This is a genomic window from Pseudolysinimonas kribbensis (assembly GCF_030161895.1).
Classification (GTDB): domain Bacteria; phylum Actinomycetota; class Actinomycetes; order Actinomycetales; family Microbacteriaceae; genus Pseudolysinimonas; species Pseudolysinimonas kribbensis.
Genome location: NZ_BSVB01000001.1, coordinates 245,667 through 259,864, shown reverse-complemented (window position 1 = coordinate 259,864; position 14,198 = coordinate 245,667). Strand labels below are relative to the sequence as shown.

At 72.2% G+C, this 14,198-nt stretch carries 14 protein-coding genes and 3 pseudogenes; 14 read left to right on the top strand and 3 right to left on the bottom strand.

What is annotated here, in order from left to right:
* Window positions 1-91: 91 nt before the first annotated feature.
* From pyrG to QQK35_RS19510, 12 genes and pseudogenes are all read left to right on the top strand, one after another.
* A pseudogene (pyrG, locus tag QQK35_RS01505) lies at window positions 92-1,777 on the top strand (CTP synthase); the annotation flags it as partial.
* A gap of 77 nt (window positions 1,778-1,854) precedes the next feature.
* Window positions 1,855-2,466: an NUDIX domain-containing protein gene (locus QQK35_RS01500; protein ID WP_284252331.1), complete on the top strand. Its 612-nt coding sequence runs from the start codon at window positions 1,855-1,857 to the stop codon at window positions 2,464-2,466.
* Window positions 2,467-2,510: 44 nt separating this feature from the next.
* A pseudogene (locus tag QQK35_RS01495) lies at window positions 2,511-3,420 on the top strand (site-specific tyrosine recombinase XerD).
* 139 nt (window positions 3,421-3,559) lie between these two features.
* Window positions 3,560-4,447 carry a ParA family protein gene (locus QQK35_RS01490; RefSeq protein ID WP_284252330.1) on the top strand — a complete coding sequence of 296 codons (888 nt, stop codon included), beginning with the start codon at window positions 3,560-3,562 and terminating at the stop codon, window positions 4,445-4,447.
* A gap of 2 nt (window positions 4,448-4,449) precedes the next feature.
* Window positions 4,450-5,292, top strand: a complete 843-nt coding sequence (locus QQK35_RS01485; RefSeq protein WP_284252328.1) for a segregation and condensation protein A — start codon at window positions 4,450-4,452, stop codon at window positions 5,290-5,292.
* 4 nt (window positions 5,293-5,296) lie between these two features.
* Window positions 5,297-5,902, top strand: a complete 606-nt coding sequence (gene scpB / locus QQK35_RS01480; protein WP_284252326.1) for an SMC-Scp complex subunit ScpB — start codon at window positions 5,297-5,299, stop codon at window positions 5,900-5,902.
* Window positions 5,899-6,648 carry a pseudouridine synthase gene (locus QQK35_RS01475; protein WP_284252325.1) on the top strand — a complete coding sequence of 250 codons (750 nt, stop codon included), beginning with the start codon at window positions 5,899-5,901 and terminating at the stop codon, window positions 6,646-6,648. The genes scpB and QQK35_RS01475 overlap by 4 nt, the downstream gene beginning before the upstream one ends.
* Window positions 6,645-7,747 (top strand): annotated as a pseudogene (locus QQK35_RS01470) (prephenate dehydrogenase). Before QQK35_RS01475 ends, QQK35_RS01470 begins: the two are co-directional and overlap by 4 nt.
* On the top strand, window positions 7,744-8,409 hold the full coding sequence (gene cmk, locus QQK35_RS01465) for a (d)CMP kinase (RefSeq protein WP_284252323.1): 666 nt from the start codon (window positions 7,744-7,746) through the stop codon (window positions 8,407-8,409). Before QQK35_RS01470 ends, cmk begins: the two are co-directional and overlap by 4 nt.
* Window positions 8,406-9,980, top strand: a complete 1,575-nt coding sequence (gene der, locus QQK35_RS01460) for a ribosome biogenesis GTPase Der (RefSeq protein WP_284252321.1) — start codon at window positions 8,406-8,408, stop codon at window positions 9,978-9,980. Before cmk ends, der begins: the two co-directional genes overlap by 4 nt.
* Window positions 9,977-10,312 carry a dihydrofolate reductase family protein gene (locus tag QQK35_RS19515; RefSeq protein ID WP_348534863.1) on the top strand — a complete coding sequence of 112 codons (336 nt, stop codon included), beginning with the start codon at window positions 9,977-9,979 and terminating at the stop codon, window positions 10,310-10,312. The genes der and QQK35_RS19515 overlap by 4 nt, the downstream gene beginning before the upstream one ends.
* On the top strand, window positions 10,306-10,632 hold the full coding sequence (locus QQK35_RS19510; RefSeq protein WP_348534862.1) for a dihydrofolate reductase family protein: 327 nt from the start codon (window positions 10,306-10,308) through the stop codon (window positions 10,630-10,632). The genes QQK35_RS19515 and QQK35_RS19510 overlap by 7 nt, the downstream gene beginning before the upstream one ends.
* 50 nt (window positions 10,633-10,682) lie before the next feature.
* Here the strand turns inward: QQK35_RS19510 and QQK35_RS01450 are convergent, their stop codons facing one another.
* Genes QQK35_RS01450 through QQK35_RS01440 form a run of 3 tightly spaced genes read right to left on the bottom strand, consistent with a single transcriptional unit; the run spans window position 10,683 to window position 12,688 of the window.
* The gene (locus QQK35_RS01450; protein ID WP_284252320.1) at window positions 10,683-12,041 is read right to left on the bottom strand and encodes an HNH endonuclease signature motif containing protein; all 1,359 of its coding nucleotides are present in this window, start codon (window positions 12,039-12,041) and stop codon (window positions 10,683-10,685) included.
* Window positions 12,042-12,086: 45 nt separating this feature from the next.
* Window positions 12,087-12,239 carry a TetR-like C-terminal domain-containing protein gene (locus tag QQK35_RS01445; RefSeq protein ID WP_284252318.1) on the bottom strand — a complete coding sequence of 51 codons (153 nt, stop codon included), beginning with the start codon at window positions 12,237-12,239 and terminating at the stop codon, window positions 12,087-12,089.
* The gene (locus QQK35_RS01440) at window positions 12,236-12,688 is read right to left on the bottom strand and encodes a TetR/AcrR family transcriptional regulator (protein WP_284252316.1); all 453 of its coding nucleotides are present in this window, start codon (window positions 12,686-12,688) and stop codon (window positions 12,236-12,238) included. The genes QQK35_RS01445 and QQK35_RS01440 overlap by 4 nt, the downstream gene beginning before the upstream one ends.
* A gap of 37 nt (window positions 12,689-12,725) precedes the next feature.
* On the opposite strand from QQK35_RS01440, the gene QQK35_RS01435 reads away from it, so the two are divergent.
* A complete protein-coding gene (locus QQK35_RS01435; protein ID WP_284252314.1) occupies window positions 12,726-13,445 on the top strand; it encodes an MBL fold metallo-hydrolase in 720 nt (239 codons plus the stop codon).
* 21 nt (window positions 13,446-13,466) lie between these two features.
* On the top strand, window positions 13,467-14,195 hold the full coding sequence (locus tag QQK35_RS01430) for a class I SAM-dependent methyltransferase (RefSeq protein WP_284252312.1): 729 nt from the start codon (window positions 13,467-13,469) through the stop codon (window positions 14,193-14,195).
* Window positions 14,196-14,198 lie beyond the last annotated feature (3 nt).

Sequence of the window (14,198 nt, the reverse complement as noted above, 5' to 3'; positions counted from 1 at the left end):
GGCGCCGGATCGGCTCAAGAGCCACCAGCGGCGTCTCAGAGAGCGGAGTGTCACAGCGAACCGCGATGACGTCGGGATAAGCTGAAACCCCGTGGTGGTCAATACGGGTCAGGTCGTTACCAAGCACATCTTCGTCACCGGGGGCGTCGTCTCCTCGCTCGGCAAGGGCCTCACCGCCGCCAGTCTGGGCAATCTGCTCACGGCCCGCGGGCTGCACGTCGTGATGCAGAAGCTCGACCCGTACCTCAACGTCGATCCCGGCACGATGAACCCGTTCCAGCACGGCGAGGTGTTCGTCACCGACGACGGGGCCGAGACGGACCTCGACATCGGCCACTACGAGCGCTTCCTCGACATCGACCTCGACCAGGCCGCGAACGTGACCACGGGGCAGATCTACTCGCGGGTGATCCAGCGCGAACGTCGCGGCGAGTACCTCGGCGACACGGTGCAGGTGATCCCGCACATCACCGACGAGATCAAGCGCCGGATGCGGCTGCAGGCCGAGCCGCCGGCCGACGGCGGGCCGGTGCCCGACGTGATCATCACCGAGATCGGCGGCACCGTCGGCGACATCGAGTCCCAGCCGTTCATCGAGTCGGCGCGGCAGGTGCGGCACGAGCTCGGCCGCAACAACGTCTTCTTCGTGCACGTGTCGCTCGTGCCCTACATGGGTGCGTCGGGCGAGCAGAAGACCAAGCCGACCCAGCACTCGGTCGCGGCCCTGCGATCCATCGGCATCCAGCCGGACGCGCTCGTGCTGCGCAGCGACCGGCCGGTGAGCGAGGCCAACAAGCGCAAGATCGCGCTCATGTGCGACGTCGACGAGCGCGCCGTCGTGAACGCGGTCGACGTGCCGTCGATCTACGACATCCCGAGCATGCTCAACGACCAGGGCCTCGACGCCTACATCATCGAGCAGCTGCGCCTCGACGAGAAGGCGGGCGATGTCGTGTGGGACGGCTGGCACGACCTGCTCACCGCCGTGCACGAGCCCAAGCACGAGGTGACGATCGCGCTCGTGGGCAAGTACATCGACCTGCCCGACGCCTACCTGTCGGTGACCGAGGCGCTCAAGGCCGGCGGGTTCGCGCAGGAGACCAGGGTCGCGATCCGGTGGGTGCCCTCCGACGAGTGCGAGACGACCGAGGGCGCGCAGCGGCTGCTCGGCGACGTCGACGGCATCTGCGTGCCCGGCGGGTTCGGCGTGCGCGGCATCGAGGGCAAGCTCGGCGCGCTACGGTTCGCGCGCGAGAACGGCATCCCGGTGCTCGGCCTGTGCCTGGGCCTGCAGTGCATGGTGATCGAGTACTCGCGCAATGTGGCGGGGCTGCCCGGCGCCTCGAGCTCCGAGTTCGATCCGGACACCGAGTTCCCGGTGATCGCGACGATGGCGGAGCAGGTGGACATCATCGACCACGGCGACCTCGGCGGCACGATGCGGCTCGGGCTCTACCCGGCGCGCCTGCAGGACGGCTCGCTCGTGGCCGACCTCTACGGCGAGCGCGAGGTCTCCGAGCGGCACCGGCACCGGTACGAGGTCAACAACCACTACCGCGACCGGATCGCCGACGCGGGGCTCGTCTTCTCCGGCGTCTCGCCCGACCGCTCGCTCGTCGAATACGTCGAGCTGCCGCGCGACGTGCACCCGTTCTACGTGGGCACCCAGGCGCATCCCGAGCTGCGTTCGCGCCCCAACCGCGCGCACCCGCTGTTCCGCGGACTCGTCGAGGCGGCGCTCGAGCGGCAGAACGCGACGCGGCTGTTCGAGGTGCAGGAGCCGGGGAGCGCCCGGCCGAGATGGCTCCGGCGACCGAGTCGATCGGCGTCATCGCCGAGCCCGCGGAGGTCTGAATGGACCGCGACGCGCTCCAGAGCGGACCTCTGGCCGATCTGCGTGATCCGGCCGAGCTGCTCGAACGCGAGACGGTCTTCGAGGGCAAGGTGTGGGATGTCGTGCGCGACCGCGTGCGATTCGGCGACGGCGAGCTCGTGCGGGAGTACGTGCGGCACACGGGCGCGGTCGCCATCCTCGCGATCGACGAGCAGGATCGCGTGCTGCTCATCAACCAGTACCGGCAGCCGATCGGCACGCGCGACTGGGAGATCCCGGCCGGGCTGCTCGACGTGGAGGGTGAGGAGCCGCTCGCGGCCGCGAAACGGGAGCTCGCGGAGGAGGCGGACCTGCAGGCGAGTCAATGGAGCGATCCGATCACGTTCCACTCCACCCCGGGCGGCAGCGACGAGGTGCTGCACGTCTACGAGGCCCGCGGATTGAGCGCGACGCTGAAGTTCGACCGCACCGACGAGGAGGCCGAGATCGTGCTGCGCTGGGCACCGCTCGACGAGGTCGTCGACGCGGTGCTCGACGGTCGGCTGCACAACGCGATCCTGATGATCGCGGTGCTGTCGGCAACGGTTCGCACTGGCCGCGCGCGCTCCGCTGAAAGCGGAGGTCATTTCTGACCTCCGCCGCGGCGCCAGCGCCGACACCCGTCTCGGGCGTCGGTTTGCTCGATCGTGAGCTCGAGCGCTACCTGCGGCACGTCGCCATCGAGCGCGGTCGCTCGCCGCACACGGTCGCCGCGTACCGGCGCGATCTGACGGCGTTCCTCGTGTCGGCCGCCGCGGCCGGGGCGACCGTACCCGCCGCCCTGACCCCGGCGATCGTCACCGACCACGCGCGGCGACTCCGGGAGGAGACCACCCGCAGGCCGCCTCGTCGGTGGCGCGGGCGCTGTCGTCGATCCGGGGGTTCACGCGGTTCCTCGTGGAGGAGGGCCTGCTCACCACCGATCCGGCCGTCGAGGTGCCCGCGCCGAAGCTGCCCGCGCGGCTGCCGAAGGCGCTCACGATCGAGCAGGTGGAGGCGCTGCTGTCCGCGACCGACGGCGACGAGCCGGCGCGGCTGCGCGACAAGGCGCTGCTCGAGCTGCTCTACGCGACCGGGGCACGGGTGTCGGAGGCCGTGGACCTCAACGTCGACGACCTGATCGGCGAGGACGGGGCGGCCGACGTCATCCGGCTGTTCGGCAAGGGCGGCAAGCAGCGGATCGTTCCGGTGGGCTCGTACGCCCGCGCGGCGCTCGACGCCTACCTCGTGCGCGCGCGGCCGCTCATGTCGGCGCACGGGCGCGCGACGCCGGCGCTGTTCCTCGGGGTGCGCGGGGCGCGGCTGTCGCGGCAGAACGCGTGGCTGATCATCCGGGCCGCGGGGAGCGCGCGCAGCTCGGCGTGGAGCTCTCGCCGCACTCGATGCGGCACTCGTTCGCGACCCACCTGCTGCAGGGCGGAGCGGACGTGCGGGTGGTGCAGGAGCTGCTCGGCCACGCGAGCGTGGCGACGACGCAGATCTACACGAAGGTCACGGCTGACGCGCTGCGCGACATGTACGCGACGGCGCACCCCCGCGCCCGCTGAGTGAGCCCAATTGGGGTCGGCGATGTGTTCGCCGACCCCAATTGGGCTCACTGGACGGGGGCGCAGGATGCCCAACCTTCAACCTCAGCTTGACGCGCGCCGCCGGGGCCGCCCCCGGGCCCCGACTTAGACTCGGGGCATGTCGGCGCAGAGGGAGGACGTGACCGAGCTGGCGGGTCTCGAGGCCCCGAAGCTCGGCCCGACCGGGCGTCCGCTGCGCGACTTCCCGGTGCCGAAGAAGCTGCGATCGCACGGCCCAGCCCGGATCATCGCCCTCTGCAACCAGAAGGGCGGCGTCGGCAAGACGACGACCTCCATCAACCTGGGCGCCACGCTCGCCGAGTACGGCCGCAAGGTGCTCGCGATCGACTTCGACCCGCAGGGTGCGCTGAGCGCCGGCCTCGGAGTGCAGACCCACGACGTGACGACGATCTACGACCTGCTGCTCGGCGCACAGCGCGACGTCACGGCCGCCATCCTGCCGACGGGCGTCGAGAACCTCGACATCATCCCCGCCAACATCGACCTCTCCGCCGCCGAGGTGCACCTGGTCAACGAGGTCGCGCGCGAGCAGATCCTCGCACGTGTGCTGCGTCAGGTCACCGATCGCTACGACGTCATCCTGATCGACTGCCAGCCCTCGCTCGGACTGCTGACGGTCAATGCGCTGACCGCAGCGCACGGCGTCGTCATCCCGCTCGAATGCGAGTACTTCGCGCTGCGCGGCGTCGCCCTCCTCGTCGAGACGATCGAGAAGATCCGCGACCGGCTGAACCCGGCGATCACGCTCGACGGCATCCTGGCGACCATGTACGACTCGCGCACCCTCCACTCGCGCGAGGTGCTCCAGCGGGTCGTGGAGGCGTTCGGCGACCAGGTGCTCGAGACCGTCATCGCCCGCACCGTGAAGTTCCCGGATGCGTCGGTCGCCGCCGCGCCCGTGACGACGTTCGCCCCGGAGCACACGTCGGCCGAGAACTACCGGCAGCTCGCGCGCGAACTCGTCTTCCGCGGCGCCGTCGCGTAACCATGGCGTCGACCACCCCCGGCGCGCTCCCGAGCCTTCTCGAAGCCGGTGGCGACGATCAGGCGCCCGGGTTCTCACTCGCGCTGGACAACTTCAGCGGGCCGTTCGATCTGCTGCTCTCGCTCATCGCCAAGCGCGAACTCGACATCACGGAGGTCTCCCTCAGCGCCGTGACCGACGAGTTCATCTCCTACCTGCACGGCCTCGACTCAGGCGGCGAGCTCGACCGGGCGAGCGAGTTCCTCGTCGTCGCGGCGACCCTGCTCGACCTGAAGGTGGCCGGCCTGCTGCCGCAGGGCGAGCTCGTCGACGAGGGCGACGTCGCGCTGCTCGAGGCGCGCGACCTGCTCTTCGCCCGGCTGCTGCAGTACCGGGCCTTCAAGGAGGCGGCCGCCTGGTTCGGGGAGGGCCTCGAGCGCGAGTCGACGCGGCACGCGCGGGTGGTGCGGCTCGAGGAGCGGTTCCGGGAGCGCACCCCCGAGCTGGTCTGGACCCTCACGGCACAGGACTTCGCCGCCCTCGCCGCGCTCGCGTTCGCGCCGCGCGAGATCCCCACCGTCGGGCTCGACCATCTGCACGCGCCGCTGGTCAGCATCCGGGAGCAGGCGGCCCAGGTGGTCGCGCTGCTGCGCGGCGGGGAGCCGCTCACGTTCCGCCAGCTGATCGCGGGCATCGAGCAGCGCGGCGTCGTCATCGCGCGATTCCTCGCCGTACTCGAACTGCTGCGGCATGCGGCGATCTCGTTCGAGCAGGTCGAGCCGCTCGGCGACCTGACGCTCACGTGGACGGCCCCGCAGTGGAGCGACGAGAGCCTCGCGACGCTCGGGGCCGACTACGATGCCTGAGGTCATGAGCGAGCAGGCGGAGGTCGAGGCACCGGGGGAGCCGGCCACTCGACCAGTGGTGGCAGACATCGAGCGGGCGCTCGAGGCGATCCTCATGGTCGCCGACGAGCCGTTGCCGCTCGTCAGCCTCGCGACCGCCATCGGCGCACCGGTGCCGGCGGTGCGGCAGTCGATCGAACGGCTCGTCGCCGACTACGACGGCGAGGACGGCGGCCCGCGTCGCGGATTCGAGCTGCGCGAGGTCGGCGGCGGGTGGCGCCTCTACGTGCGGCCCGAGCACGATGCGGTCGTGGCGGACCTTGTGCTCACCCAGAACCCCACCCGGCTGTCGCAGGCGGCACTCGAGACCCTCGCCGTGATCGCCTACAAGCAGCCGATCAGCCGCGGCTCGATCGCGTCGATCCGTGCGGTGAACGTCGACTCCGTGGTCCGCACGCTCGTGGGGCGGGGCCTCATCACCGAGGCGTTCACCGACCCCGAGACGGGCGCCATCCACTACGAGACGACCGGCTTGCTGCTGACCCAGCTCGGCATCAATTCGCTCGACGAACTCCCGCCGATCTCGCCGCTGCTGCCCGACGGCGCCGACGGGTTCGACGACCTGCGATGAGCGGAACCGAGGGCGAGCGGCTGCAGAAGGTGCTCGCGGCCGCGGGCGTGGCATCCCGCCGCGTCGTCGAGCAGTACATGGTCGCGGGCCGGATCACCGTGAACGGCGAGGTCGTCACCGAGCTCGGCCGGCGCGTCGATCCGGCCGTGGATCACATCGCGGTCGACGGCCAGGCGGTGCAGCTCGACCCCGGCAAGCGCTACCTCATGCTCAACAAGCCGACGGGGGTCGTGAGCTCGCTCGCGGACGATCGCGGCCGACCGGATCTGCGCCGCTGGACCGACGAGCTCGAGGAGCGCGTCTACAACGTCGGGCGGCTGGATGCCGACACGAGCGGCCTGCTGCTGCTCACCAACGACGGCGAGCTGGCCCACGTGCTCGCCCACCCGAGCTTCGGGGTGCAGAAGACGTACATCGCGACCGTGCGGGGCATCCCGACCGCGGCGACGCTGCGGAGGCTGCGCGAAGGCATCGAGCTCGACGACGGGCCGATCGCGGCCGACCGCGCACGCCTGGTGGGCGAGCCGTCGCGGGGCCACGCCATCGTGGAACTCACGCTGCACTCCGGGCGCAATCGCATCGTGCGCCGGATGCTCGACGCGGTGGGGCATCCGGTGCAGGAGCTCGTCCGCCGGCAGTTCGGGCCTCTGCATCTGGGGTCGCTCGGCTCGGGCCGCATCCGCGATCTCGATACGATTGAGGTCGGCCGGCTGCTCACGCTGGCCCGGAACGGCCAGCCCTCATGACGACCACAGCTCGGACACGCGGACCGGTCCGCATCGTCGGTGCCGGGCTGCTCGGCGCCAGCATCGGCCTGGCCCTGCGCGAGCGCGGCGTGGAGGTCGTGCTCGCCGACGCCTCGAAGTCGGCGCTGCGGCTCGCGGTCGACTACGGCGCGGGGCGCCCCGCCGCCGACGACGACGCGCCCGCGCTCGTCGTCGTGGCCGTGCCGCCGGAGGCGGTCGCCGAGGTGGTCGCCCGAGAGCTCGACACGTTCCCGGATGCGCTGGTCACCGACGTCGCGAGCGTCAAGTCCGGCATCCTGCGCGAGCTGTCCGAGGCCGGTGCCGACCTCGCGCGCTACGTCGGCTCGCACCCGATGGCGGGCCGCGAGCGCGGCGGCGCCGTCTCCGCGCGCGCCGATCTGTTCCTCGGCCGGCCCTGGGTGATCGCGCCGCACGACGCGGTCGACCCGGAGCGGCTGCGTGCCGTCGAGGATCTCGCGCTCGACGTCGGCGCCGCCCCCGCCGCATGCGTCCCGACGAGCACGACCATGGCGTCGCGCTCGTCTCGCACGTGCCGCAGCTCGTCGCGTCGCTGCTCGCGGCGCGGCTGGTGGAGGCACCGGATGCCGAGGTCGGCCTCGCCGGTCAGGGGCTGCGCGACACGACCCGCATCGCCGGCAGCAACCCGGAGCTCTGGGTGCAGATCCTCGGCGCGAACGCGGCGCCGGTGGCGGAGATCCTCACGGCGCTGCGGCACGACCTCGACCAGGTGCTGCATGCGCTGGAGCACCCCCACCGGATCGGCGCACCGCGCACGGTCGCCGAGGCGCTCGTCGCCGGCAACGAGGGTGTCGCCCGCATCCCGGGCAAGCACGGGCAGGATCGGCGGTTCGCCGCGATCCTGGTGACGGTGCCCGACGAGCCGGGCGAGCTCGGCCGCCTGCTCACCGAGATCGGCGAGGAGGGCGTCAACATGGAGGACCTCCGGTTGGAGCACTCGCCGGGCGCTCAGGTCGGCTTCGCCGAGATCGCGGTGCTGCCGGAGGCGGCGCACCGGCTCGCGGCGGCGCTCGAGGGCCGCGGCTGGTCGCTCGTCGAGGCGAAGGGGTCCGACGCGTGAGTCCGATCGTGGTCGCCGTCGACGGACCCGCCGGCAGCGGCAAGTCCAGTGTGAGCATCGCCGCCGCCGAGCGGCTCGGTTACGCGTTCCTCGACACCGGGGCCGCCTATCGCGCGCTCGCCTGGCTCGGGCTCGAGCGCGGCGTCGACCTCGACGACGCTGACGCGGTGGTCGCGCTGCTCGACGACTTCGACTACCGCACCGTGCCCGGCGCCGACGGCACGATCGTGCACATCGGCCTGCACGACGTGACGACCGCGATCCGCGAGCCCCGGGTCTCGGCCGTCGTGAGCGACGTCGCCCGGATCCCCGCGGTGCGCTCCGCGCTCAACGAGACGTTCCGGCGGCTCATCGACGCCACCCAGGTGCCCGGGATCGTGGTGGAGGGGCGGGACATCACGACCGTGGTCGCGCCGGACGCCGCCGTGCGGATCCTGCTCACGGCATCCGAGGAGGTGCGCATCGCGCGCCGCAGCAAGGATCTCGCGCCCGCGCAGGCGGCGACCGCCGGCCAGCTGCGGGAGCGCGACCGCCGGGATGCGCAGGTCGTCGACTTCATGACCGCGGCGCCCGGCGTCACCACCCTCGACTCCACCGACCTCGACTTCGACCAGACCGTCGACGCCGTCGTCGCCCTCGTCCACGAGAGGACCGGCGCATGAGCGACGCGAACGATGACGCACCGGACCGCGATCGGTCCGGCCGCGAAGCCGCCGACGACGGCATCGACGGTATCGACGACACCGGGTTCGCCGCCGATCCGGAGCTGGCCGCGCGTCTCGACGCGATCCCCGACGACCTCGCCGAGCAGCGCGCCGCCTCGCTGCGCGCCGGGCTCGAGGAGTACGACCTGGAGGACGAGGATCGCGAGATCCTGGAGGTCGCCCAGGCCGGTCCCGACGGCATCACCTACTCGCCGGCGCTGCCGGTGCTCGCGATCGTGGGACGCCCGAACGTGGGCAAGTCGGCGCTCGTCAACCGCATCCTGGGCCGGCGCGAGGCCGTCGTCGAGGACGTGCCCGGCGTCACCCGCGATCGCGTCGCCTACAAGGCGGAGTGGATGGGGCGCCGGTTCACGCTCGTCGACACCGGCGGCTGGGAGCCGGATGCCCGCGGCATCAACGCCTCGGTCGCGGCGCAGGCGGAGGTCGCCGTGGACCTCGCCGATGCCGTGCTGTTCGTGGTCGACGTCAACGTCGGTGCGACCGCGACCGACGAGCACGTCGTGCGCATGCTGCGCGCCTCGCGCAAGCCGGTCATGCTCGTCGCCAACAAGGCCGATGACGCGATCCGGGATCCCGAGGCCGCCGTGCTGTGGAGCCTCGGTCTCGGCGAGCCGTGGCCCGTGTCGGCGCTGCACGGCCGCGGCGTCGCCGACCTGCTGGACCACGTCATGTCGGTGCTGCCGGAGGTCTCGACGGTCGCGAAGCAGGAGATCGGCGGCCCGCGCCGGGTCGCGATCCTGGGCCGGCCGAACGTGGGCAAGAGCTCGCTGCTGAACAAGTCGGCCGGCGAGGAGCGCGTGGTCGTCAACGAGCTCGCCGGCACGACCCGGGATCCGGTCGATGAGCAGATCGAGCTGGGCGGCAAGGTGTGGACCTTCGTCGACACGGCCGGCATCCGCAAGCGCGTGCACCTGCAGCAGGGCGCCGACTTCTACGCGTCGCTGCGCACGAGCGCCGCACTCGAGAAGGCCGAGGTGGCGGTCGTCGTCATCGATGTCACGGAGCCGATCTCGGTGCAGGATCTGCGCATCATCGACCTGGTGCTCGAATCGGGTCGCGCGCTCGTGATGGCCTACAACAAGTGGGACCTGCTCGACGACGATCGCCGCCGCTACCTCGAGCGGGAGATCGAGCAGGATCTCGCGCACATCGCGTGGGCGCCGCGCGTCAACATCTCGGCGCGCACGGGCCGGCACCTCGAGAAGCTGGTGCCGGCGCTCGAGCTCGCCCTCGCGAGCTGGGACACCCGCATCCCGACCGGAAAGTTCAACGCCCTCATCGCGGAACTCGTCGGCGAGCACCCGCACCCGGTGCGGGGCGGCCGCCAGCCGCGCATCCTCTTCGGCACGCAGGCCTCGACCCGGCCCCCGACGTTCGTGCTGTTCACGACCGCGTTCCTGGATCCGGGCTACCGGCGCTTCATCACCCGGCGACTGCGCGAGGTCTATGGCTTCGAGGGCACGCCGATCGTCGTGAACATGCGGGTGCGGGAGAAGCGCAAGCGGTGAGCCGGATCCGGGTGCACAACCTCGCGGTGTCGCTCGACGGCTTCGGTGCCGGCGAGGACCCGACGCTCGAGTCGCCCTTCGGCCATGCCGGCATGCGGCTGATGGAGTGGTTCCTCGCGACGCCCTCCTTCCAGCGCGTCCACCTCGGGACGGAGCCGGAGCCGACACCCGCGATCGAGGCGGACGACGCGTTCGCCCGCCGCAACCTCGAGGGCATCGGCGCGCACGTCATGGGGTCTCGGATGTTCGGGCTGCCGGGGTGGCAGGACGATCCGGAGTGGCGCGGCTGGTGGGGCGAGGAGCCCCCTACGGCACACCGGTCTATGTGCTGACGCACCGTCCGCGCCCCGATCTGGTGCTCGGCCGGACGACCTTCCACTTCGTCGACGCGCCGGCCGGCGAGGTCGCGCGGCAGGCGCGCGAGGCGGCGGCGGGTCTCGACGTGCAGGTCAGCGGCGGTCCGACGACGGTGCGCGAGTTCCTGGATGCCGACCTGGTCGACACGATGCACGTCGTCGTGGTGCCGATCGTGCTCGGACGGGGCTCCTCCCTCTGGGCCGGGCAGGAGGGCCTGGAGGAACGCTTCGACATCCGCTCGACGACCACCCCGAGCGGCGTGACCCACCACGAATTCACCCGCCGCGGGCGCTGAACCACGGCGCACTGGCGGCCGAACCGTCGTCGCGCGCACTGAATCACGCGTCATCCTGCCAGCAGCTCCCGCACCGCGCGTGACTTCGTCTCGAGCATGATGCTCTGCCGGCCGGACCCGGGCGGCGCTTCGAGTCGATATCGGCCGCCGATCCGCCTGATCCTCCATCCCTCGTCGTGCAGCCGCAGGTGATGGTGCCGACACAGGAGGATCCCGTCGTCGACATCGGTGCGGCCGCCCTGAGCCCACGGCCGGATGTGATGCGCCTCCGTCCAGGATGGCGGCCGTTCGCATCCGGGCCACATGCATCCGCCGTCGCGTGCGGCGAGCGCGCGTCGCTGACGCCGGGTGAAGAGGCGCTGCGTGCGCCCGAGCGTCAGCACCCGGCCGTCGTCGGCGAACAGGACCGCCTCGGAACCGCCGCATGCGAGCCGCGCGACCGTCGCCATCCCGACCGCCTCGCCCGATTCGAGCACGCCGTGCCCGGCGGGGTTCTCCGACGCCAGGTCGGCCACGCGCACGAGCACCCGCACCGCCGGCTCGTCGCCGCCGAGCAGCACCGCGCGATCGATCGTCGCCGACGACCGCAGGAGTTCGGTGAACGCGTCCGACGCGAGCTGCTCGGTGCTGCGCTCGTCGTCGACGACCCTCCGCGCGCGCTCGCGGGCACCGGCCTCGACGAACCGCGGTCCGCCGCGTCGTGGCGACGTCGCCCGGTCGTAGATCTGGGTCACGACGGCGGCCGACTCGGGATCGAGCAGCCACACGATGCGCGTCATGCCGTCGGGCTGGCGCACCAGGCGCAACGACCGGGCGGCACGCCGCGCCCGCTCGCGGTCGACGATGCCGGCCGCGTCGAGCTCGTCGCGGAGCTCGCGCGCCCGCTTCTGCAGCCGGTCGGGATCGATCGTCGCGGACTCCTCGCACAGCCGCTCGACGGCCTGAGCGATCACGTCGGGAGGAATCGAGTCGCCCGCCGACCCCTGCCCGGCAGACCCCGACCCGGCAGACCCCAGACCCGCCTGAATCGCATCCGCCGCGGCGACGCTCACGCGCCCGTCGCGCAAGGCGTCGCCGAGCGCACCCGGGACGTTTGTGATTTCGCCGACACGAGTCACGGCCGCAGCATCCCGCCCGGTCATGCCCGCCTCGGCGCGCAGGAACTCCTGCACCGTGCGGTGTCCGGCGCGCTGCGCGAACCCGGACAGCCCGAGCTCGGGACTGGAGCGCCGTGCGACCTCGCCCGCGATCAGCGCCGCGCGGCGCTCGACCGCCTGCCGCAGCGACGCGCCGAGCGCGACCAGGGCGCGCAGCTGCTCATCGCCGACCGCCGCCAAGGGCTCCATCGGCGCGCACTCGACGACACTCAGCGCCATGCGCAACGCGTCGGAGAGGGAGGCCGGGGACATGCCTCCATTCTCCCCGTTCGAAAGTCTGTTCGGGAGGTAGGCCGATTATTCTGTGGAGAACTCGGCGTCCGCGCCCGGTGTGCGCAGGGCCGCGACCATCCGCTCCAGCCCCCAGCGCCACGCGCGATCCACATCCCCTCCGAGCCCGAACATCCCGCCGAGCTCCATCGTGAGAAAGCCGTTCGCCCACGCGGTCACGAGCCGGGCCCCTCGAGCGCGTGCTCGGGCCCCGTGAGGGCGCCGACCGCGTCCAGCAGCGGGGTGACGCTGCGCACGACCGCCGCGGCATCCGGTCGCGGCGCTCCGTGCGCCGAGAACACGAGCCCGAACCCGACCGGATGCTCGTGCGCGAATCCGCGCAACGCGTCGGCCTGCACGACGAGCCGGCGTGCGGGGTCGGCCTCCGCCGCGGTGGCCTCGAGCCGATCGGTCAGGTCGTCGAGGGTGGCCGCGACGACGAGCGCCAGCAGCTCCCGACGGTCGCGCACGCGTTTGTAGAGCGACGGCGCCCGCACGCCGGCCCGCTCGGCGACGGCCTGCATCGTGAGGCCGTCGAGCCCGCCGTGCCCCTCCGGGCCCCCGCGCTCGATGATCTCCCGCCCCGCGGCGACGATCGCGGCACGGCTGGTCTTCTCCGGCGTCGGCATTTGCATCTCCCCTCGATAGCTAATTAGCATAGCCATCATGGAACTCGTGCCCGGCCTGCGCCGCATCGGCAACGACATCGTCGCCGTCCATCTCATCGTCACCGACGAGGGGATGACCCTCATCGACACGGGCCTTCCCGGCCAGTACGCCGACCTGACCCGCGAACTCGCGGCGCTCGGCCGGCCGCTCGGCGACATCCGGGGCATCGTGCTGACGCACGGCGACAGCGACCACACCGGATTCGCGGAGCGCCTGCGGTCGGAGCTCGGCATCCCGGTCTACATCGGCGCCGCCGACGCGGCCCGCGCGATGGGCGAGAAGCCGCCGTCGACGCCGAAGGACCGGCGCCGGCTCGGCCCCGTGCTCCGGTTCTTCGCCTATGCGCTGCGCAAGGGCGGCCTCAAGATGCCCGCGGTGAAGGAGGTCATGCCCATGAACGACGGCGACGTGCTGCCGCTGCCGGGCGCGCCCGTGATCATCGGGATGCCGGGCCACTCCCCGGGCAGCGTCGCCGTCCACGTGCCCGCCGTGCGCGCGGTCTTCGTGGGCGACGAGCTCACGACGCGCAACGTGCTGACGGGCGTGACCGGACCGCAGCCCGCCCCGTTCACCGACGACCAGGCCGGATCGTCGGCCGCACTGGATCGCCTCGCGGGGCTCGACGTCGATCTCGTCATCCCGGGCCACGGTCCGGTGTGGACGCAGGGTGCGCCCGCGCTCATCGCCGCGTACCGCGAGGCGGAGAAGGGCCACTAGCGCGGACGTAGGGTGGGATCGATGTCGGGATCCCGTGCCACCTCGTTCCATCAGGCCGCCGATGCGTACGCGCGGGCCCGCCCGTCGTACCTTCCCGAGGCCGTCGCCTGGATGCTCCCGGATGCCGCCCGCCGGGTCGCCGACGTCGGCGCGGGCACCGGCAAGCTCTCCGCAGTGATCGCGGCCACCGGACGCGATGTGGTGGCCGTGGACCCGGATGCCGGCATGCTGCGCAAGCTCGAGGCCGAGCATCCGGAGATCCGCACGCTCGTCGGCAGCGCGGAGCAGCTTCCGCTGGACGACGCCTCCGTCGACGCGGTCGCGTTCGGGCAGGCGTGGCACTGGGTCGACCCGCCCGCGGCGGCCGTCGAGGCCGCGCGTGTGCTGCGGCCGGGCGGAACCCTCGGACTGATCTGGAACGTCCGGGACACCCGCTCCGGCTGGGCGGCCGAGCTCGCGACCATCATCGACGCGAGCGACGCGGAGGAGTTCGTCGAGCGCGGCGGCCCGGTGCTCGGGGCGCCGTTCGGCGCGCTCGAGACGGCCGAGTTCGCGTGGCAGTACCCGCTGACGGTCGACGGTCTCGTCGACCTCGTGGCGTCGCGCAGCGCCACCATCCAGGCCGCCCCGGATGCGCGGGCCCAGCTGCTCGACCGCGTGCGGGAACTCGCGGAGCGGTCGGCCGGGAGCGATGGTCTGCTCCTGCTGCCGTACGTCACGCACGTGTACCGTTCGGCCATCCCGGCGTGAGGA